General features: G+C 57.2%; 19 protein-coding genes. 10 read left to right on the forward strand and 9 right to left on the reverse strand.

Annotated elements, in window-relative coordinates:
* Position 1: 1 nt before the first annotated feature.
* From tolQ to DUD43_RS14925, 7 genes are all read left to right on the forward strand, one after another.
* The gene (gene tolQ / locus DUD43_RS14895; protein ID WP_009454887.1) at positions 2-676 is read left to right on the forward strand and encodes a protein TolQ; all 675 of its coding nucleotides are present in this window, start codon (positions 2-4) and stop codon (positions 674-676) included.
* On the forward strand, positions 676-1,122 hold the full coding sequence (tolR, locus tag DUD43_RS14900) for a protein TolR (RefSeq protein ID WP_153230886.1): 447 nt from the start codon (positions 676-678) through the stop codon (positions 1,120-1,122). The genes tolQ and tolR overlap by 1 nt, the downstream gene beginning before the upstream one ends.
* Positions 1,123-1,172: 50 nt before the next feature.
* Positions 1,173-2,291, forward strand: coding sequence for a cell envelope integrity protein TolA (tolA, locus tag DUD43_RS14905; protein ID WP_153230887.1), 1,119 nt, complete (start codon positions 1,173-1,175; stop codon positions 2,289-2,291).
* Positions 2,292-2,306: 15 nt separating this feature from the next.
* Positions 2,307-3,617, forward strand: coding sequence for a Tol-Pal system beta propeller repeat protein TolB (gene tolB, locus DUD43_RS14910; RefSeq protein ID WP_009454880.1), 1,311 nt, complete (start codon positions 2,307-2,309; stop codon positions 3,615-3,617).
* A gap of 34 nt (positions 3,618-3,651) precedes the next feature.
* Entirely contained in the window at positions 3,652-4,152 is a 501-nt protein-coding gene (gene pal, locus DUD43_RS14915; protein WP_153230888.1) for a peptidoglycan-associated lipoprotein Pal, read from the forward strand.
* Positions 4,153-4,368: 216 nt separating this feature from the next.
* The gene (ybgF, locus tag DUD43_RS14920; RefSeq protein WP_153230889.1) at positions 4,369-5,058 is read left to right on the forward strand and encodes a tol-pal system protein YbgF; all 690 of its coding nucleotides are present in this window, start codon (positions 4,369-4,371) and stop codon (positions 5,056-5,058) included.
* Between the two features lie 89 nt (positions 5,059-5,147).
* On the forward strand, positions 5,148-5,954 hold the full coding sequence (locus DUD43_RS14925; protein WP_153230890.1) for an alpha/beta fold hydrolase: 807 nt from the start codon (positions 5,148-5,150) through the stop codon (positions 5,952-5,954).
* 117 nt (positions 5,955-6,071) lie between these two features.
* Here the strand turns inward: DUD43_RS14925 and DUD43_RS14930 are convergent, their stop codons facing one another.
* Positions 6,072-6,563: a copper chaperone PCu(A)C gene (locus DUD43_RS14930; RefSeq protein ID WP_153230891.1), complete on the reverse strand. Its 492-nt coding sequence runs from the start codon at positions 6,561-6,563 to the stop codon at positions 6,072-6,074.
* 145 nt (positions 6,564-6,708) lie between these two features.
* Here DUD43_RS14930 and DUD43_RS14935 point away from each other — a divergent pair, with 145 nt between their 5' ends.
* Together DUD43_RS14935 and DUD43_RS14940 are read left to right on the forward strand one after the other, a co-directional pair.
* Positions 6,709-7,146, forward strand: coding sequence for a PaaI family thioesterase (locus DUD43_RS14935; RefSeq protein WP_153230892.1), 438 nt, complete (start codon positions 6,709-6,711; stop codon positions 7,144-7,146).
* 3 nt (positions 7,147-7,149) lie between these two features.
* Positions 7,150-8,556, forward strand: a complete 1,407-nt coding sequence (locus DUD43_RS14940; protein WP_153230893.1) for an MATE family efflux transporter — start codon at positions 7,150-7,152, stop codon at positions 8,554-8,556.
* 255 nt (positions 8,557-8,811) lie between these two features.
* Here the strand turns inward: DUD43_RS14940 and DUD43_RS14945 are convergent, their stop codons facing one another.
* From DUD43_RS14945 to DUD43_RS14980, 8 genes are all read right to left on the reverse strand, one after another.
* A complete protein-coding gene (locus DUD43_RS14945; RefSeq protein ID WP_009454862.1) occupies positions 8,812-9,891 on the reverse strand; it encodes a BMP family ABC transporter substrate-binding protein in 1,080 nt (359 codons plus the stop codon).
* Positions 9,892-9,915: 24 nt separating this feature from the next.
* Positions 9,916-10,833, reverse strand: a complete 918-nt coding sequence (locus DUD43_RS14950) for an ABC transporter permease (protein ID WP_153230894.1) — start codon at positions 10,831-10,833, stop codon at positions 9,916-9,918.
* Positions 10,833-11,894: an ABC transporter permease gene (locus DUD43_RS14955; RefSeq protein WP_153230895.1), complete on the reverse strand. Its 1,062-nt coding sequence runs from the start codon at positions 11,892-11,894 to the stop codon at positions 10,833-10,835. Before DUD43_RS14955 ends, DUD43_RS14950 begins: the two co-directional genes overlap by 1 nt.
* Entirely contained in the window at positions 11,881-13,467 is a 1,587-nt protein-coding gene (locus DUD43_RS14960; RefSeq protein WP_228125813.1) for an ABC transporter ATP-binding protein, read from the reverse strand. The genes DUD43_RS14955 and DUD43_RS14960 overlap by 14 nt, the downstream gene beginning before the upstream one ends.
* Positions 13,468-13,554: 87 nt before the next feature.
* Positions 13,555-13,746 (reverse strand): YqaE/Pmp3 family membrane protein, encoded by a 192-nt coding sequence (locus tag DUD43_RS14965; RefSeq protein ID WP_153230896.1) that lies wholly within the window; start codon positions 13,744-13,746, stop codon positions 13,555-13,557.
* A 135-nt stretch (positions 13,747-13,881) separates the two neighbouring features.
* Positions 13,882-14,868 carry a diaminopimelate dehydrogenase gene (locus DUD43_RS14970; RefSeq protein ID WP_153230897.1) on the reverse strand — a complete coding sequence of 329 codons (987 nt, stop codon included), beginning with the start codon at positions 14,866-14,868 and terminating at the stop codon, positions 13,882-13,884.
* 63 nt (positions 14,869-14,931) lie between these two features.
* Positions 14,932-15,567: a leucine efflux protein LeuE gene (gene leuE / locus DUD43_RS14975; protein WP_153230898.1), complete on the reverse strand. Its 636-nt coding sequence runs from the start codon at positions 15,565-15,567 to the stop codon at positions 14,932-14,934.
* A 146-nt stretch (positions 15,568-15,713) separates the two neighbouring features.
* Positions 15,714-17,237, reverse strand: a complete 1,524-nt coding sequence (locus DUD43_RS14980) for an acetyl-CoA hydrolase/transferase family protein (RefSeq protein WP_153230899.1) — start codon at positions 17,235-17,237, stop codon at positions 15,714-15,716.
* A gap of 263 nt (positions 17,238-17,500) precedes the next feature.
* On the opposite strand from DUD43_RS14980, the gene DUD43_RS14985 reads away from it, so the two are divergent.
* On the forward strand, positions 17,501-18,409 hold the full coding sequence (locus DUD43_RS14985) for a LysR family transcriptional regulator (RefSeq protein ID WP_153230900.1): 909 nt from the start codon (positions 17,501-17,503) through the stop codon (positions 18,407-18,409).
* Positions 18,410-18,850 lie beyond the last annotated feature (441 nt).

The raw sequence follows: 18,850 nt of genomic DNA on the forward strand, positions 1-18,850 counted from the left end.
CATGCAAGCTACTAGCGACCTGTCGCTGATTTCGCTACTTCTCGATGCCAGTATTCCCGTTCAGCTTGTCATGCTGATTCTGTTGGGAATCTCGATTCTCTCGTGGGCCTATATTTTCAGTAAAAGGGCTGCACTTAAACGCACGCTGGAACAGACCCGCCGTTTCGAGGACGACTTCTGGGCGGGTGGCGATCTGGCCGTGCTACAGCAATCCATTTCCTCGCGTCGTGCCGAACACGGTGCACTGGCCCGTATTTTTGAAGCTGGCATGACCGAGTTCATCAAGGCCCGTCGCAGCCAAAGCTCGGGCCCTGCCCTGCTAGACGGTCCGCGTCGTGCCATGCGCGCCAGCTACCAGCGCGAAATGGACACACTGGAAACACACCTGAACTTCCTGGCCTCTGCCGGTTCGGTCAGCCCCTACATCGGGCTGCTGGGTACCGTCTGGGGGATCATGCACGCCTTTATCGGTTTGTCCGGCATGCAGCAGGCCACGCTGGCCTCGGTGGCTCCCGGTATTGCCGAAGCCCTGATCGCCACGGCTATTGGTCTGTTTGCCGCTATCCCTGCCGTGGTTGCCTACAACCGCTTTACCAACGAGCTCGATCGTATCTCGATCCGCTTTGACAGCTTTATCGACGAATTCCTGAACATCTTGCAGCGGCAGGTGAACTGATGCCATCGATGCGTGGAAGCACCGGCCGTCACGGCCGGCGCATGAAAAATGAAATCAACGTCGTCCCTTATATCGACGTGATGCTGGTGCTGCTGGTGATCTTCATGGTCACCGCTCCCATGATTACCCCCGGTCTGGTGGAATTGCCTTCGGTAGGCCAAGCCTCCGAAGTGCCTGCCAAGCCGGTGGAAATCCAGGTTGATAAGGACGGCAAACTGGCCATTCGCTTGCGCGATGCGGGCTCCGAGTTCATGAACATCGAAAAGTCCACACTGCTCAATGAAGTGCGCTCGCGTATGCAGGCCGACAGCCCGGTTGTCATTGCCGCCGACGGCAAGGTTCCCTACGAGACCGTCATGGGCTTGATGGATGAACTGCGCTCCAACGGCATCAACCGCCTGGGTCTGATCGTCGATCGCAATAGCGACTCCGACGCTCGCAAATAACCTCTGGCCGGATAGCGTGCTCGCCATCCGGCGCGAAAAACCTGAACTGAATGAAGCACAGAACACGCAATACCCGCAATCAGGCGCTGCGCTCGCCTGAGCAAAAGGAAGATCGGCGCGGCTTGCTCATCGCCCTGGGTCTGCACGGGCTGTTGCTGCTCGCCATTTTGGCGGGAGCCCTTTTTTCTGCGCCCAAAACACCCAATGCGGTGCAGGTCGAATTGTGGATGGACGGTGTCGCGCCCGATGCGGCCGTCAATGCTGATCCCGAAGCCCCCGAGGCCGAACCCGAGCCGCAGCCTGAGCCTGAACCGGCTCCAGAGCCAGAACCCAAGCCCGAACCCAAACCTGAGCCCCCTCCGGCTCCCAAGCCGCCTCCTGAGCCTGCCAAGGTCACGCCTCCTGCTGAACCCGAAGTTGATCCCGAGATCGCTTTGGAACAGGCTCGCAAAGAACGCGAGAAAAAAGAGCGTGAAGAAAAGCTGGAACAGGAACGTCAGGAAAAACAGCGTCAGGACAAACTAGCCGCTGAACGTCGCGAACGCGAACAGAAAGAAAAGCAGGAACAGGAACGCAAGGCCAAAGAAGCGGCCGAAGCCAAGGCCAAGGCCGACGCTGATCGCAAGGCCAAGGAAGAAGCCGACGCAAAAGCCAAGGCCGATGCCGAGCGCAAGGCCAAAGCCGATGCAGAAGCCAAAGCCAAGGCAGACGCCGAAGCGAAAGCCAAAGCAGACGCTGAACGCAAGGCCCGTGCTGATGCCGCCGCCAAGGCCAAGGCTGATGCCGACCGCAAGGCCAAGGAAGAAGCATTCCGCCGCGCCATGCGTGAAGGTGCCCCTGGTCGTCCCGGTGGTACTGCAGACCGCAACCAGGCCGGTGGCGGTGGTGGTGATGGTGGCTATGCCGCCAAGGTGCGCGCTTGCGTGCAGCCTGGCGTGGTCTACAGCACCCCTGCCCGCTCCGAAGTACGCGGCAACCCTGCCCTGCAGTACCGCGTGGACCTGAATGCCGATGGCACGCCTAACCGCGTTCAAATCAAACGATCGTCCGGCATCGCTCAGTTCGATGATGCCGTATCCAAGGGTCTTGCCCGTTGCAGCCCTTTCCCCAAACCGCCTAGCGGGCAGTATCCATCGTATATTGATGGCGAATACCGCATGTTCGATTAATCAGGAGATTGCATAATGACCGCCGCTACCCCTGCCCTGGCGACCTTAGGTCGTCATTGGCGCGCCACGGCCACTGGAGCGTTTGCCCTGGCCGCTGGCATGTTCGCCAGCCAACCGGCCCAGGCCCAACTGCGGGTCGATATATCGGGTGTGGGTGCTACCCAGTACCCCATCGCGATCGCCGATTTTGCTGACAACCCAGCCAGCCAATCCCTGGCTGAAGTTATCCGTGCCGACTTGACCCGTTCGGGTCAATTCCAATTGATCAATGCCACCGGTGCTGGTCTGAATGCAGAAAGCACGATTGCCTACGACGAATGGCGCAATCGTGGTGCCGATTATCTGGCCTATGGTTCGGTCGCCCAGACCGGCGGCCAATATTCCATCAGCTATCGCCTGGTGGATTCGGTCCGTCAAACACAGCTGGACGGGGTGGCTTTTGCGGGCAGCGAAAAAGAACTGCGCCGTATTTCTCACCAAATTGCAGACCGGATTTATGAAAAAATTACTGGCGTACGCGGTGTTTTTTCGACTCGACTGGCCTACGTGTTGCAAACAGGCAACAATTACGAGTTACAAATTGCTGACGCGGACGGCCAAAATCCGCAAGTAATGTTGCGTTCTCGACACTCAATCATCTCTCCAGCCTGGTCTCCTGACGGTAAAAAGCTGGCTTATGTGAGCTTTGAAAACGACAAACCTGTTGTATATGTGCAAACTTTGGCCACTGGTCACCGTGAACCTCTGGCTAATTTCAAGGGCAATAACAGTAGTCCGGCATGGGCTCCAAACGGCAACCAAGTCGCTGTTGTGCTCTCCAGAGACGGTATTTCGCAGATTTACACGCTAAATACGGACGGTTCCGGATTGCGCCGCGTGATGCGTTCTCCCTTGATCGATACTGAACCGAGTTTTATGCCCGATGGCAACTCCCTTGTATTTGTGAGCGATCGTGGTGGTGCTCCCAATATTTACAAAGTGAGCCTGGGTGGTGACGATGCACAGCGCATTACCTTCAACGGGAGTTACAATATTTCACCGGAGGTCTCTGCAGACGGTACTAGGCTTGTATACGTCACACGCAGAAACGGTGCTTTCCGAATTGCCACTCAAGATATGGCATCAGGAGCTGAGCAACTGCTGACGACAGGTCCCGACGATCAGTCTCCGAGTTTCGCCCCTAATGGGATGCAGATCTTATATAGTTCTGTTCAGGGGGGCCGCAGTGTCCTAGCTGTGACATCCGTGGACGGTCGCGTTCGTCAGACCCTCTCGTCTTTGAATGGCAAAGTACGCGAACCCACCTGGGGACCATTTACCAACTGACATCCTGTGTGACTCTTTTTCAAAAGGAATTCAAATGAGCTCGCGCATTCTTAAAAGTCTTACCCTCGCCGTTATGGCTGCCGCCCTTGCTGCTTGCAGCTCGGTTCCTCTGGATCAAAACTCCGGTTCAACCGGCGGTACAGGATCGGACTCTGCTAGCGCAGGCCAGATCATGGACCCCTTCAACCCTCAAAGCCCACTGGCACAACAACGCTCGGTGTTCTTTGACTACGACAGCTACGTGGTTAACGACCAGTACCGTGGCCTGGTAGAAATGCACGCTTCGTACCTGAGCAGCCATCCTCAGCAAACCGTACGCATCGAAGGTAATACCGACGAGCGTGGTGGTGCCGAGTACAACTTGGCTCTGGGTCAGCGTCGTTCCGACGCCGTGGCACGCATGCTGGGTCTGCTGGGCGTAAGCAACAGCCAGATCGAAGCTGTGAGCTTTGGTAAAGAGCGTCCAAAAGCCTTGGGTAACACCGAAGCTGATTACGCCGAAAACCGTCGCGCAGACATCGTTTACCAACGATAATTTCTGCATCGACCAAGTGGTTCCGACGCCGTGGCGGTTGTTAACGCCGCGGCGTTTTTTATCGGCAGTACGCCCGATCCACTGAAAATTCGTTATGCTGGACAGCGGGCTCGCCAGGCCGGCACAAAGCCCCCAGATCACAGCCCCCAACAGAGGGGAAACCGGCAGGTGAGGAGCCTGCGCATTGCGGATGCACATTTTTTAACGGACTTCACTATGCACGCTTATAAAAAGCCTTTTCGTCTCGCGACCGTTACCCTGATCGCTACGGCCGCCCTGTTCGCCAGCCTGCCGGCCAAGGCCTTTGCCGATGACGAGGCCCGACGCGCCATTTTGGAGCTGCGGCAGCAAATTCGTCAGATGAACGAGCAAAACACCCAGGCTCGCCTGCAATTGGCTGATCAAATTGACACCCTGCGCTCCGAAGTTGTGTCGCTGCGCGGCCAGGTAGAAAAACTGAGCTGGCAAGCCAGTGGTCAGGGCCAGGGCAATAGTCCGGCTCCCGGCCAGCAAAGCCCTCACGCAGCGGACCCACAAGAACAAGCCGTCTTTGATAGCGCCATGGACGCCTACCGCGCTGGCCAATACAAGCCCGCAGCCGATGCCTTTGCCGGTTTTCTGGCCGCCTACCCCTCCAGCGTTCTGGCTGACGAAGTGCGCTTTTACGAAGGCAGCAGCCTGTACGCCGTCAAAAGCTTCAAGACTTCCATCCAGAAACTTCAGGCATTTGTGAAAGCTTCCCCACAAAGCCCACGCGCGGCTGACGCCCTGATGGTAACGGCCTCCAGCCAGATCGAACTGAACGATCTGAGCGGTGCCAAAACTACCTTGCAGCGTATCGTCAAGGACTACCCGCAATCCGAAGCGGCCGAGACAGCGCGCAGCCGCCTGAAACTGCTGGAATAATACCCAGCGCGTAATGCCACACGGACCGGGTTCAGACCCGGTCTGTTTTTTTCAGGCCACGGATCCCAGCCTGACCTCTACTGCTTGCCATGACAAACCCTTTTGCCGACTTCCCCACGCTTGAACTGACCGCACAAGGCTATCGCCACACCTTTGTGGATCAGGGACAAGGCGTACCCGTTTTGCTGATACACGGTTCGCTGTGCGACTGGCGTTACTGGCGCTGGCAGATCCCCGCCTTTGCTAGCCAGTATCGGGTTCTGGCTCCCAGCCTGCGCTCTTACTGGCCCGGTGCTCCCAGCCCTGGCAACTTCAGCACGGCGCAACACGCCCAGGACTTGCAGGCCCTGCTGGACCAGCATATCCCTGATGAGAAAGTACATATCGTGGGGCACTCTCGCGGCGGTCATGTGGCCCTGCTGCTGGCTCAAAGAATGCCCGAGCTAGTGGCCAGCCTGACCTTGGCGGACCCCGGCTTTCCGACTCCGGGTGCCTATTCTTACGCCCCCTTGTTCCAGCAAGTGGCCGAACGTCTGAAACAAGGCGACCGTGATGGTGCCATGGCTCTGTTTGTCGATACGGTCAATGGCTCGGGGACCTGGAAGCAAATGACGCGCTGGTTCCGCGAGATGATTCAGGACAACGCCCACACCATGCTGGATCAGCAGCAAGAACCCAATCAGGGCCCGGATCTGGAATGGCTCAAGCAGCTGGATGCGCCCCTTAGCTTCATCACGGGCGAGAACAGCCCCACGCGCTACCACCACTGCATGGATATCATTCGTCAGTACCGGCGCGAGGATCAGATGCACCGCATCCCTCTGGCAGCCCATGGCATGAATCTGGCCAATCCCAAGGCCTTCAACCAGGCCGTGCTGGCAGCACTGCAAGCCTGAACAAGAAAACAGAACTGGCCGCTTGAGTGAACAGCTCCCCGAAAGTTAGACCGCTATCCAAGCTTTTCGGGGTCAATTCAAATACGGCCAGCGTCTATATAGAAGTGCCTGTCTGAATCAGTAGGCCTGGGTCTTGGCGGGACGTAACTCGCACTCGGCCTGGACCTGCGTATCGTCAGACAAATGCAGGCTCAAAATAATGCGTTCACCCAAAGCCAGATCTTCTTTGGCCTGCCCCAGCATCACATGAAAAGCACCGGGTTTCAGGCTGAGTTTTCCGCCCGCCGGAATCTCCACCTCGGACGTATGCGACATGCGTGACATGCCATCGTGCTCAGTAGTCTGGTGCAACATCACATGCCCGAATGACAAGGTGCTGGCCCCCACCAAAGCCACGCTCTGCTCGCCCTTGTTTTCCAGCTCCAGATACGCTGCCGAAGGGGCTGGCTCCGGGAGCATGCGCACCCAGCATTGGCTGGCATGAACCTGTGTGCTCAAGGCGCGTACCGGTTCGGGTGTGCCATGACCATGGCCTCCATGCCCTTGTGCCATCACGGTGCCGCTGGATGCCAGCAAACCCAAGGCAAAAACAATTGCGCTGCGTTTCATGATGCTCCTCGCTTCTTTCTGATCGATTGGAATGGGTCCAGCCCTGAACAGCCGGGCGCCGAACTACCCCGATACGCGGGACGATCTGATACAGTACCAGCCAGTATGCCTTTCTTACAACGGCCTTCTTTTCAGTGACGACGTCATGACCAGCACACACACTGCACCCGAACCCAAAATCGATATTGTTCAGTTTCGTGATCTTCTAGAGCGTCTGCATCCCTTTGCCGCCGTTCTGGGTATTGATGTCGTGCACATTGGCCACGACAACGCCTGTTTGCGCTTGCCCGAGCGCAATGCCCACCAGCGTATGGGGGGCATGGTGGCAGGCCCCATGCTGATGGGGCTGGCTGATCTGGCCTTGTATGCCGCTGTGGTCGGTGCCACGGGCAACCCCGATGCCGTCACCTCCAGCCTGACCATCAATTTCCTGCGCAAGGCCCCTCCCGGCGATATTCTGGCTCACGCCCGGATTCACAAGACCGGCCGTACCTGCGCGGGCGATGTTCTGCTGGAACCGGCCAACGGTGGTCCAGCTGTCGCACAAGTTATCAGTACCTGGTCCCTGCCTCGCGCCAAATAAACCATGTTTGCAAAGTCTCAAACTACCAGCCCGAGCCAGCTCTGGCTGGCGGAGCTGCAATCGTCCTTGCGCTTGGGCGGCCCTCTGATTCTGACCAATCTGGCTCAAGTCAGCCTGTTGGCAACCAACCTGATTTACATGGGCCGTCTTGGCCCCGATGAGCTGGCCGCCGGGTCCCTGTCCGCCAGCCTGTATCAAGCCTTCATGATTTTCAGCATGGGCCTGGTGTCGGCCGTGGTTCCCATGCTGGCCACTACCCTGGGGCGGCGACTGCGTAATGTGCGCGAGTCTCAGCAAATCATCCGTCACGGCTTTTTAACGGCCTTGCTGATCACCCTGCCCGCCTGGCTTGTGCTGTGGAATGCCGAGCACATCTTGCTGATGATGGGGCAGGACCCTGTCGTCGCAGCGCGCTCCGTCAATTACATGCATACGCTGCAATGGGCGCTCTTGCCTTATCTGGGCTATATCGTGCTGCGCTCCTTTTTGGCGGCAATGGAAAAGCCAGGATGGACCTTGGTGATTGCCATCGCGGCCATTGGGATCAATGCCTTGCTGGGCTGGTTGTTCGTATTCGGCAATCTGGGCATGCCCGAAATGGGACTGGCGGGAGCCGGTCTGGCTACGACCCTGTCCAGCATTTTCATGTTCGCAGGGCTAAGCTGGGTGGTTCTGAACGATCCCCGTTTCCGACGTTATTACCTGTTTAACGATGCCTGGCAATGGAGTGTGAAGCGTCTGTGGAAAATGTGGGCGCTGGGTATCCCGATTGCGATTACCTTCACCCTGGAAACACTGGTCTTTTACGCCGCCGTCATGATGATGGGCGTACTGGGACAATCGGATCTGGCCGCACACGCGATTGCCATGCAGATCTGCTCGGTGTCCTACATGATCCCGCTGGGCTTCAGCCAGGTTGCCACCATCCGTGTAGGGCTGGCCGCGGGCCGGGTCGATCCTTTGGGCGCACGCCGTGCTGGCTGGATTTCCTACATTCTGGGGGTAGGCTTCATGGGACTGGCGGCCCTGGTGTTCTGGTTCGCCCCCTTGACCCTGATTGGTCTGTTCCTGGATCTGGATGTGGCCGAGAACCAGGCCGTTATTCAGCTGGCCATTACCTTCCTGGCACTGGCGGCGCTGTTCCAGATCAGTGATGGTGCCCAGGCCGTGGCTGCGGGGATGCTACGCGGCCTGCATGACACGCGCATACCCATGTTGCTGGCCTTGCTAGGGTACTGGGTGCTGGGCGTTCCTACGGGCTCTCTGCTGGCCTTCCAGTTCAATATGGGCGGGATGGGGATCTGGATTGGACTGGTGACAGGTTTGTCTGTGGTTGCCGTGCTGATGACTCTGCGCTGGATGCGGGCATCGACACGGTTGGGACGGAAGCGGCCTGCGCAGGCGGCATAGTACTGAGGGTGGATCTAGAGGTCGGGGGTTATAGGTCGATTCTGTATATCGACTCCGTATCTCAGCTCTGTATTTCTGCTCTATGCATCAGACCTGTAGTCCTGAGCGACGACAAACCAGTCCTAAACAAAACAAAGAACAAGCTCAGGCTTAAACCGAGCAACAGCCTGAAAAGCCACACCGGCCACCTATAACAAAGCCCCTTGTCGGACTCTCCGACAAGGGGCTTTGTTTATCTACAGACTGCGAGGCAGATTACTGCTTGGGCAGTTTGCTGGCCACGCCTTCCACGTAGTAGTCCATGCGGTTCAAAGCGTCGTCATCCAGGAAGCCGGATTCCAAACGCACTTTGCCGTCGTTGTCCTTGATAGGAGCGGCAAAGGGTTGCAGTGTGCCAGCCACGATCTCGGCCTGTTTGGCCAGAACGAACTCTTTCACGTCGGCGGGCACTTCAGGACCGAAGCCTTCCAAAGCAGCCATACCGGACTTCAGGCCACCCCAGGTGCTGTCGTTCTGCCATTTGCCATCCAGAACTTCAGTGGCTTTACGAGTGAAGTAGTCACCCCAGTGGTGAGTCACCGCAGCCAGCTGGGCTTTAGGACCAAACTTGCTCATGTCGGAGTGGTAGGCAATCGCGTACTTGCCCGCTTCTTCAGCTGCCTGCACGGTAGCAGTCGAGTCGGTGTGGTGAGTCACCACGTCTGCGCCCTGACCCAGCAAGGTCACAGCCGCATCACGCTCTTTACCTGGGTCGTACCAGCTATTGGCCCAAACCACACGCACCTGAGCTTCAGGGTTCACGCTCTTCAAACCGATAGCAAAGGCGTTGATACCTTGCAGCACTTCAGGAATGGGGTGAGCACCCACGTAACCGACCACATTGGATTTGGTCATCTTGCCAGCCAGCACGCCAGCCAGGTAACGGGACTCGTAGAAACGGGCGTTGGTGGTTGCCACGTTAGGAGCCGTCTTGTAGCCGGTGGAGTGGACGAATTTCACGTCTGGAAACTGCTTGGCCACTTTCTGCGTCTGGTTCATGTAGCCAAACGAGGTTGTGAAAATCAGCTTGTTGCCTTGCTGGGCCAGATCGCGAATGACGCGTTCTGCGTCAGCACCTTCAGGCACGTTTTCCACGTACTGAGTGACCACGCGGCCTTTCAGGGCCTCTTCCATTTCACGACGGCCAATATCCTGCTGCCAGGTCCAACCGGCTTCACCGATAGGGCTGACATATACAAAACCAATTTTCAGGGGTTCTTGATCGTTTGCCTGAGCGGACACAGGCAAGGCGGCCAAGGGGGAAGCGATGGCAGCGGCCAAAAGGGCCTTGCGCATAAAGTTTCCAGTCATGTCAGTCCTCTAGTTGTTGGGATTGAAGTTTTTGCCAAGCGATGCAGGCATATTCAACCTGATCCAGTTAGCGTTTCGGGAAATTAAAACCAGCACAATAATCGTGGCCAGATACGGCATCATGGCCAGCAATTGCGAGGCTACCGGAACACCCAGAGCCTGCGCATGATAGGTCAGGATCGTGACCCCACCAAACAAGTAGGCGCCCAGCATCACGCGCCAGGGACGCCAGGTTGCAAACGTCGTCAGCGCCAGGGCAATCCAGCCACGCCCGGCGACCATATTCTCGACCCACATGGGGGTGTAGACCAGACAGATGAAGGCACCGGCCAGACCGCAGCAGGCACCACCAAACATCAGGGCACCCAGGCGAATGTAGCGCACGTTATAACCCAGCGAGTGCGCCGAGGCAGGCGATTCACCCACCGCACGCAGCACCAGACCGGAGCGGGTGCGGGCCAGGAACCAGGCCACGGCAATACACAGCACCCAGGACACGTAGACCATGTAATGCTGCTGGAAGAAAGCAGGCCCGATCAGGGGAATATCTTTCAGTACGGGAATGGACAGCTTGGTCACGACCAGGGAATTGCCGGTAAAGGGCAAGCCGATATAGGCCGAGGCCCCAACTCCGAATAAGGACAAAGCCAGCCCACAAGCCACCTGATTCGCGCCCAGCCAGACGGTCAGCCAGGCAAAAGCGGCTGCCATGACCATGCCAACTACCGCGCCCAGTACAAAGCCCAAAGCGGGGCTGCCGGTTTGCACGGCCACGGCAAAGCCCACAATGGCCGCCATCAGCATCATGCCTTCCGAGCCCAGATTGATGACGCCCGACTTTTCATTGATCAGCAAACCCAAGGCTGCCAGGAGCAAAGGGGTGCCTGCGTTGATGGTTGCGGCTAGCAAAGGTGCAATCGCGTCCATTACTTTCTCCAGACCAAACGCTTGGTGATGAGCACGTCACAAGCCAACAAGGAAAACAGGAGGATGCCCTGGAAAATGCCAGTAATCGCGTTAGGCAGACCCAAACGACTTTGGGCCAATTCCCCACCGATATAGAGCAAGGACATCACAAAAGAGGAAAAAATCAGTCCCAGCGGGTGCAGTCGCCCCACAAAGGCCACAATAATGGCTGCAAAACCATAGCCGGGAGAAATCGAAGGCGTCAGTTGCCCAACCGGGCCCATGACTTCTGCTGCACCAGCCAGACCGGCCAATGCGCCCGAAATCAGCAAGGAACTCCACAAGGCCTTACGGGAAGAAAAACCGGCGTAACGGGCTGCCAGCGGGGCCATGCCGCCCACTCGCAAGCGGAAACCGGCCATACTGCGTGTCAGGAACAGCCAGGCCGCCACCGATGCGATCACCGCCAGCACAATACCGCTATGCAAGCGAGTGCCGGGTATGACGGCGGGCAGCAAAAAGCCATCCGAAAACAGGCTGGACTGCGGGAAGCCGAAACCATCGGGATCACGCAATGCACCGTGCACCAGATAGCTGAGCAAGTGCTGGGCCACATAAACCAGCATCAGGGACACCAGAATCTCGTTGGCATTAAAGCGGTCTTTCAGGAAAGCCACGATCGCGGCCCAGGCCATACCGCCCAACATGCCGCAAGCCAGGGCGACGGTAATCAGGAAAAAACCGCCGTTATCGCCATCGTCCACTTGCAGAATAAAGGCCCCGGCGGCCAAGGCCCCCATCACCAACTGCCCTTCCGCCCCGATATTGAAAATATTGGCCCGGAAACAGATTGCCAGACCGACCGAAATCAGCAGCAAGGGCACCAGTTTGACGCCCACCTCAGCCCAACCATTCAGGTCACGCAAAGGCTCCAGAAAAAATACGTTCAAACCCGCCAGTGGGTTTTTGCCCAGCGACCAGAACAGGGTTCCGGCGACCACCATGGTCAGCAAGACCGCCAGCAAAGGGGAACACCAGGCCATCAAGGTAGAGGGCGTGGCACGAGTCTCAAGCCTGAGCATGTTCACCCTCCTCCCACAAACCGCTCATCCATTGCCCAATCTGATCAACACTGGCTTGCGCCACGGGAATAGAGGGAGACATACGACCTTTGGAGATAACAATCAGGCGATCGGCAATCGCAAACAATTCATCCAGCTCTTCAGAGATGACCAGCAAGGCGCAGCCCGCATCGCGCAAGGCCAGCAGCTCGGCGTGAATCTGGGCGGCAGCCCCTACGTCCACCCCCCAGGTTGGTTGGGCAATTACCAGAATGCGCGGCTGACGGGTAACTTCACGGCCAATAATGTACTTTTGCAGGTTCCCGCCCGACAGGCTGTTGGCAGCAGCCTGCTCGTTGGACGTCTTGACACGGAAACGCTTGATAATCCCGCCCGCCAGACGGCGAATGCTGGGAAAGCGCAGAAAACCACGCTTCACTGTTTCCGGGTTTTGATGAGACAGCAGCAGGTTTTGGGCCAGAGACAGCTCCGGCACAGCACCGCGTCCCAAGCGTTCTTCAGGCACGAAGCCCATGCCCTGGTCACGTCGCCAGGACGCATCGCGTTGGGCAATCGCCTGGCCGTCCAGCACAATCATGTCGGCCCGTGCGCGGGTATCTTCACCCGACAAGGCGGCCAGCAATTCCTGCTGACCATTACCGGAAATACCGGCCACACCCAGAATTTCGCCCTGGTGCAGATCAAAACTGACATCCTGCAATTCGCAGGCAAAAGGATGGGATTTGCTCAATTGCAGATTACGTACCTGCAAGAGCGTCCCGCCTTGTTGCGTGCTGCGTTCGCCCAGAGACTGAGGCTCGGCACCAATCATCAGGCGCGACAGACTGGCCGTGGTTTCTTCGCGAGGATCGCAATACCCCGTGACCTTGCCCATGCGCATGACCGTACAGGCATTGCACAGCTCGCGAATTTCATCGAGCTTGTGGCTGATATAGACAATGCTGCAACCTTCAGCAGCCAGCTGGCGCAAGGTGCCGAACAAGCGGCGCACCGCTTGCGGGGTCAATACCGAGGTGGGCTCATCCAGAATCAGCAGCTTGGGCTTGCCCAGCAAGGCACGCACAATCTCCACTCGCTGGCACTCGCCCACGGACAAGGTATGAATGTGACGTTGCGGGTCCAGATCCAGACCATATTGGCCGGCAGTCTCGCTAATGCGACCAGCCAGCTCCTGCATATTGGTGGAGGCTGGCAAACCCAGCGCAATGTTTTCCGTGACAGTCAGGGTGTCAAACAAGGAAAAATGCTGGAACACCATGCCAATGCCCAGTTGCCGGGCCGCAGCCGGGCTGCTGATCTGGACAGGCTGGCCGTCCCACAAAATCTGGCCCTGATCAGGTTTGACCACCCCATAGATAATCTTCATCAGGGTGGATTTACCCGCGCCATTCTCCCCCAGCACGGCATGAATCTGCCCCGGCAGGATAGACAGGGAAATATTGTCGTTGGCCACCACCGCCGGGTAGGCCTTGGTGATATTGCGAAGTTCCAGGCGTGGCACAGCCTTGGGGTCTAGGGATACCGTTTGCTCACCGGACTCAGAGGAATGGCCCACGGGAGACGATAGGGTCATGGCTGTATCAGCAAAAAAATATAAAACGCCTGAGCAAGCGCATCATGGCCTGCTCAGACGTACAAATAGGGAAGAAAAACCTTGGGCTTAACGCTTGCCCAGAGCTTGCTCGATTTTCTTGTCAGTCTTGTATTGGCTAAGCGAATAGACCGCCCAGATAGCGGCAGGGATCCATCCAATCACGGTCAACTGCAAAATCAGGCAAATAATGCCTGCCACAGGCCGACCAATCGTGAAAAAACCCAGCCAGGGTAGTAATAGTGCGATTAGTAAGCGCATGAGAACACTCGAAATAATGGGAAATGAGCGCTATTTTACCCTTTATTGCCCGGCTGAATCATTTGCCCACGAACAAGTGAAACATACGGCCCGGCTCAGATACGCTGAGCCGGGCCGCACACTTCAAACTGAAAGTTACAGCAACTCTTTACGCAACTGCGCAGGCGACTTGGGCGAGAGCAGGCCAGGAGCCACGTCCAGCACAGTTTGAGCACCGATCTGCCCTTGCTGGTTCATGCGGTAAGCGGCACGCGCGTAAGCGACCAGCACGCTGGAGGTGAACTCCGGGTTGCTGCCCAGATTCAGCGCGTATTCCACGACTTGCTGCGAGCCCGAACCCGACTGGCCGCTACGGATCACAAAACCACCATGTGGCATGGCAGCGTGATCGCGAGCCAAGGTTTCGGCGTCGATAAAGTTCACTTCGGTGTCGTAGTCTGCGAAGTAGTCAGGCATGGTCACAATCGCTTCACGCACGGTATCAGCATCGGCGCCCTGCTCCAGCACGACGAAACACTGGCGTTTGTGCTTTTCACGGGTGCTGAGCTCAGGCTGTTCGCCATTGCGCACGCGCTGTACCGCGGCTTCGATAGGCAGGGTGTATTGCACACCACCGGCTACACCGGCAACACGACGGATCGCATCGGAGTGGCCTTGGCTCAAACCCTTGCCCCAGAAGGTGTAAGTCTGACCAACAGGCAAAACGCATTCGCCATACAGACGGTTCAGCGAGAACAGGCCTGGGTCCCAACCCACTGCGATCAGAGCGGTTGTACCAGCGCCTTGAGCTGCTGCATCCACTGCCGCGTAATACTCGGGGATACGGGCGTGGGTATCAAAGCTGTCCACGGTTGTGAACCAGCGCGCCAAGGCCGGGCCTTGTTCGGGCAGGTCATTTTTAGAGCCACCACAGAGAATCAGCACGTCAATATCATTGCGGTACTGTTCGATCTGGTCCAGGGCGCGCACGGGCACGCCTGCACTTTGCAGACGCAGGGAAGCAGGGTCACGACGAGTAAAAACGCTGACCAGCTCCATGTCCGGGTTTTGTGCCAGGGCCAGCTCTACGCCTCGCCCTAAATTGCCGTAACCTGCAATACCGACACGGATTTTGCTACTCATGGTGTTTTCCTTAAAACTGATAAATAAGTGCTGTCAGAACTGCTGCGCTCTGAAGCGGCTGGCCTAGTCGCTGATCATGCGGGCCGCAAAGCCCATGAACAGCAGCCCCACCGAGCCATTGCCCATACGGGACAGACGCTGATGACGTCGGAAAATTCCTGCCAGGCGGTCACCGCCAAAAATCAGCAAGGACAAATAACAAATGCTGATCAGCTCCACCACCAGACCCAGCAACATGAAGGCCAGGCCGGTGTGACCTTTGGACGGGTCCACAAATTGCACGAAGAAGGACAGGAAGAACAAGATGGCCTTGGGGTTCAACAAACTCAGGAACAAGGCTTTGCGAAAACGGGTTTCGTGACGCAAACGCGTGTCCACGGACTGGACCGGGCCGCCTTGCCTGAAGGCCGACTGTAACAGCCGCACACCCAAATACAGCAAATAGGCCGCACCCAGCCAGCGTATGCCCATATACAACATGGGCAGCGTCTTGAGCAGCGAGGCTGCGCCCAAAGCCGTCAGCGTCATCAAAATGCCGTCGCCCACGACAACGCCCAATGCGGCTTTATAGCCTTCACGCACGCCATGTCCGGCGCCACTGGCCAGAACGTATAAAGAGTTGGGTCCGGGCAAAAGCACGATAAACACCGTGCCCACCACAAAGGCCCAGAAATTGACAATACCGATTTGTTCAAACACGCCGGCCTCGCTAAACGCAGCAGAATCCGCAATTTTAGCGCTAAAAAAATGCCCCTGGCACGGGTGGAATGCCAGGGGCGATCAGGTCAATTTGTAAGGTCTACGCTGCCGGACTGACTCGGCTACGCATTACCAGACCTGATGGACTACGCAGTGGCGAGTTCCTGGGTCTGGAACTGCTCCTGTTTCATGGTGCCTTCCTGCTGGAAACGAACGTGCCAGGACAAGGCTTCTTCCAGGATGTGGGGCGTATGGCCGCCACGTTGGCTGGCGCGTTCAACATAGTCCAGCAAAGCAGGACGGTAGTCGGGGTGAGCACATTTTTCGATGATGACGCGGGCACGCTCACGAGGAGCCAAACCGCGCAAATCAGCCAGGCCCCATTCGGAAACCAGCACAGCCACATCGTGCTCGCAATGGTCTACGTGCGATGCCATGGGCACCACACTGGAGATGGCACCGTCTTTGGCCACGGACTTGCTGACAAAAATGGACAGGTGCGCATTGCGAGCGAAGTCGCCCGAGCCACCAATGCCATTCATCATGTGCGTGCCACAGACGTGCGTGGAGTTCACGTTGCCGTAGATATCAAATTCCAGGGCTGTGTTGATCGCGATAATGCCCAAACGACGCACCAGTTCCGGGTGATTACTGATTTCCTGTGGACGCAGCACCAGCTTGTCGCGGTAGCTATCCAGACCTTCCAGGAACTGCGCCATTTTGGGGGCAGACAGAGTCAAGGACGAAGCCGAGGCAAAGCTCAGTTGGCCGGAGTCCAGCATGGCAATCGCGCTGTCCTGCAAAACTTCCGAGTACATCTTCAGATCGGTGAAGGGAGAATCCAGCAGGCCGTAAGTGACGGCATTGGCAATCGTACCGATACCAACTTGCAAGGGCAGCAAGGAGTGGCTCATACGGCCAGCGTCTACTTCGCCTTTCAGGAATTCAATAATGTGACCGGCAATTGCCTTGGTTTCTTCATCAGGTGGCAGCACGCTGGAGGGGCTATCCAAAGCATCGGTCACCACAATACCCACGATGCGGGAAGGATCCACCTGAATAGCGGTGGTGCCAATACGCTGGTCCACATCCGTCAATTCAATAGGCTGGCGATTGGGGCGGGCTTCAGGCACATAGATATCGTGCAGGCCCTCCATTTCCACCGGCATGCTCAGGTTCAGCTCAACAATGATTTGTTTGGCTTGCTGGGCAAAGCTGGCCGAGTTGCCTACCGATGTTGTCGGCACAATTGCGCCGGTTTCAGTAATAGCAACCGCTTCAATGACGGCAATGTCGATGGCAGGCAGGTTGCCCGAGCGCATGTGCTCCACCGTCAGGGACAAGTGCTGATCAGTGAACAGGACCTTGCCTTCATTGATATGACGGCGCAGCACCGAGTCCACTTGGAACGGCGAGCGGCGGGCCAGAACACCGGCCTCGGCCATCATGCCGTCGCTATCATTACCCAGCGAGGCGCCGGTAACCACATTCAGTTTTAATTGCTCGGTCTGGGCGCGCTCGGCCAAGGCACGAGGCATGACCTTACAGTCCCCAGCGCGTGTAAAACCGCTCATCCCGACATTCATCCCGTCTTTGAAGAAGGCGACTGCCTCCTGAGCGGTCATGACTTTGCCTTCCAATTCGGGGGAACGAATGCGATCCTTGAACATCGTGTGCTCCTGTCTCTGTGTCATTGATCTACCTGTTGTTGCTTTCGGAAGGAGCCAGGGCCGAAAGCGCCAGGCGAAATCTTCACGCAACAGAACGACATCACGCTTTAAAAATAAGGGCTGTATGAGCCGGAGATAAAAAGCCGAAATCGCCCTGACAACAGGCGTTTATGTTTTTTGAACAAAGCCAGCATAGCATCGCCATAATGAATAAAATAACTCCTAAGAAGTCGTAAAAGTCATAGATAAAAGGCCAGCCAATCATGGACATTCGATCCTTGCGATACTTCATTGAAACCGTTAAACATCAAAGCTTTACACAAGCTGCGCAGAGCCTGAACGTGACGCAATCGACCATCAGCAAGATGGTGAAGCAGCTGGAAGATGAACTGGGCGAGCCCCTGCTGATTCGCGATCATCGCCAATTGCAGCTGACCGATTGCGGCAAGGTGGTCCTGGAGCGAGGGCAGGAGGTTTTGCAGAGCATGCAAGGCTTGCTGCGAGAGGTTCACGAGGTACAGGCCTTGCAGCGCGGTCGCCTGGATCTGGGCATTCCACCCATGATTAATGTGCTGTTTACGGAAGTGCTCAAGAGCTTCAAGAACCGGCATCCGCAGATCGAGCTGATTCTGCATGAAGAAACCGGCATGGGAATTGAACGCATGGTTGCGGCGGGCACGGTTGAAATGGGGCTAAGTATTCTGCCTTTGGGGCCGGAGCTGAATGTATCGGCTACCCCCGTGGCCAAACATGCGGTTTGGGCGATTGGCCATAAAGATACGCTGGCGGGTGCGCAAAAGAAGATCAAGCTGCGGGAGCTGGAGAAACATCCTTTGATCTTCCTGGGCGAAGACTACGCCCTGACCCGTATGTTGCGACGCGCTTTCGCCCATGCGGGCTTACGGGCAAATATCGCGGCGCAAAGCAATCAGTGGGATTGGGTGGCTTCCATGGCGCAGGCAGGAATGGGGGTGGCTTTATTGCCCCAGCCGTTTCTGTCTCGTCTGGAACCGGGGGACTGGGTTGCAAAAGAAGTGGTGGAACCAGCACTGAACTGGGAAGTGGCGCTGCTGTGGAATGGACGGTATCTGTCGCAGGCAGCCAGAGCATGGCTACAGGTCTGTGCAGATGTACTCGGCGGGAACTGGCCGGAGCTTGAAGGGGATCTGTAGCAGGGCTTCTTGTGGATTAATGCATAGGCAATCTCAATAAAGCACCACTGCTGCGGCTTGCGGGGGCGCCGGGCTTGACCACTTGCCGACGCTACGCGTCGGCAAGTGGTCAGAAAGGCAGGACGGGCGCATTCTGAACTCGCGCGATAGCTCGTCCATGAAACGACTGAAAAATCACGCCATCTCATGCATTGAGCCGCTCAAGCCGTCTGCCCCTGCCTCGGGGCGATTCAGACTGCTTGCCGCGGGCTGTTCTGGAATCCGGGATGCAAGCCCTGTGCTGTTTGAGCGGGACGCTTGTACTTGGTCCGGGGGACCAAGTACCCCGCGAGTTCACAGGGCGCCCGGATTCCAGAACAGACAAGGGTACCGGTGCGCAGCACCGGCAAGTAGTCAAGCCCCGAGGCAGGGGCAGACGGCTTGAGCGGCGTCTTTCCTGAG

The sequence above is a fragment of the Alcaligenes faecalis genome, from assembly GCF_009497775.1.
Classification (GTDB): Bacteria; Pseudomonadota; Gammaproteobacteria; order Burkholderiales; family Burkholderiaceae_B; genus Alcaligenes; species Alcaligenes faecalis_D.

Excerpts from the sequence above, each read along its gene's own strand:
- DUD43_RS14950 (WP_153230894.1), bottom strand. The coding sequence starts at position 10,833 with ATGGACGCGATTGCACCTTTGCTAGCCGCAACCATCAACGCAGGCACC.
- DUD43_RS14925 (WP_153230890.1), top strand. The coding sequence starts at position 5,148 with ATGACAAACCCTTTTGCCGACTTCCCCACGCTTGAACTGACCGCACAA.
- DUD43_RS14970 (WP_153230897.1), bottom strand. The coding sequence starts at position 14,868 with ATGAGTAGCAAAATCCGTGTCGGTATTGCAGGTTACGGCAATTTAGGG.
- DUD43_RS14945 (WP_009454862.1), bottom strand. The coding sequence starts at position 9,891 with ATGCGCAAGGCCCTTTTGGCCGCTGCCATCGCTTCCCCCTTGGCCGCC.
- pal (WP_153230888.1), top strand. The coding sequence starts at position 3,652 with ATGAGCTCGCGCATTCTTAAAAGTCTTACCCTCGCCGTTATGGCTGCC.
- DUD43_RS14940 (WP_153230893.1), top strand. The coding sequence starts at position 7,150 with ATGTTTGCAAAGTCTCAAACTACCAGCCCGAGCCAGCTCTGGCTGGCG.
- DUD43_RS14930 (WP_153230891.1), bottom strand. The coding sequence starts at position 6,563 with ATGAAACGCAGCGCAATTGTTTTTGCCTTGGGTTTGCTGGCATCCAGC.
- tolR (WP_153230886.1), top strand. The coding sequence starts at position 676 with ATGCCATCGATGCGTGGAAGCACCGGCCGTCACGGCCGGCGCATGAAA.
- DUD43_RS14985 (WP_153230900.1), top strand. The coding sequence starts at position 17,501 with ATGGACATTCGATCCTTGCGATACTTCATTGAAACCGTTAAACATCAA.
- DUD43_RS14955 (WP_153230895.1), bottom strand. The coding sequence starts at position 11,894 with ATGCTCAGGCTTGAGACTCGTGCCACGCCCTCTACCTTGATGGCCTGG.
- ybgF (WP_153230889.1), top strand. The coding sequence starts at position 4,369 with ATGCACGCTTATAAAAAGCCTTTTCGTCTCGCGACCGTTACCCTGATC.
- tolQ (WP_009454887.1), top strand. The coding sequence starts at position 2 with ATGCAAGCTACTAGCGACCTGTCGCTGATTTCGCTACTTCTCGATGCC.
- DUD43_RS14935 (WP_153230892.1), top strand. The coding sequence starts at position 6,709 with ATGACCAGCACACACACTGCACCCGAACCCAAAATCGATATTGTTCAG.
- tolB (WP_009454880.1), top strand. The coding sequence starts at position 2,307 with ATGACCGCCGCTACCCCTGCCCTGGCGACCTTAGGTCGTCATTGGCGC.
- DUD43_RS14980 (WP_153230899.1), bottom strand. The coding sequence starts at position 17,237 with ATGTTCAAGGATCGCATTCGTTCCCCCGAATTGGAAGGCAAAGTCATG.
- tolA (WP_153230887.1), top strand. The coding sequence starts at position 1,173 with ATGAAGCACAGAACACGCAATACCCGCAATCAGGCGCTGCGCTCGCCT.
- DUD43_RS14965 (WP_153230896.1), bottom strand. The coding sequence starts at position 13,746 with ATGCGCTTACTAATCGCACTATTACTACCCTGGCTGGGTTTTTTCACG.
- DUD43_RS14960 (WP_228125813.1), bottom strand. The coding sequence starts at position 13,467 with ATGACCCTATCGTCTCCCGTGGGCCATTCCTCTGAGTCCGGTGAGCAA.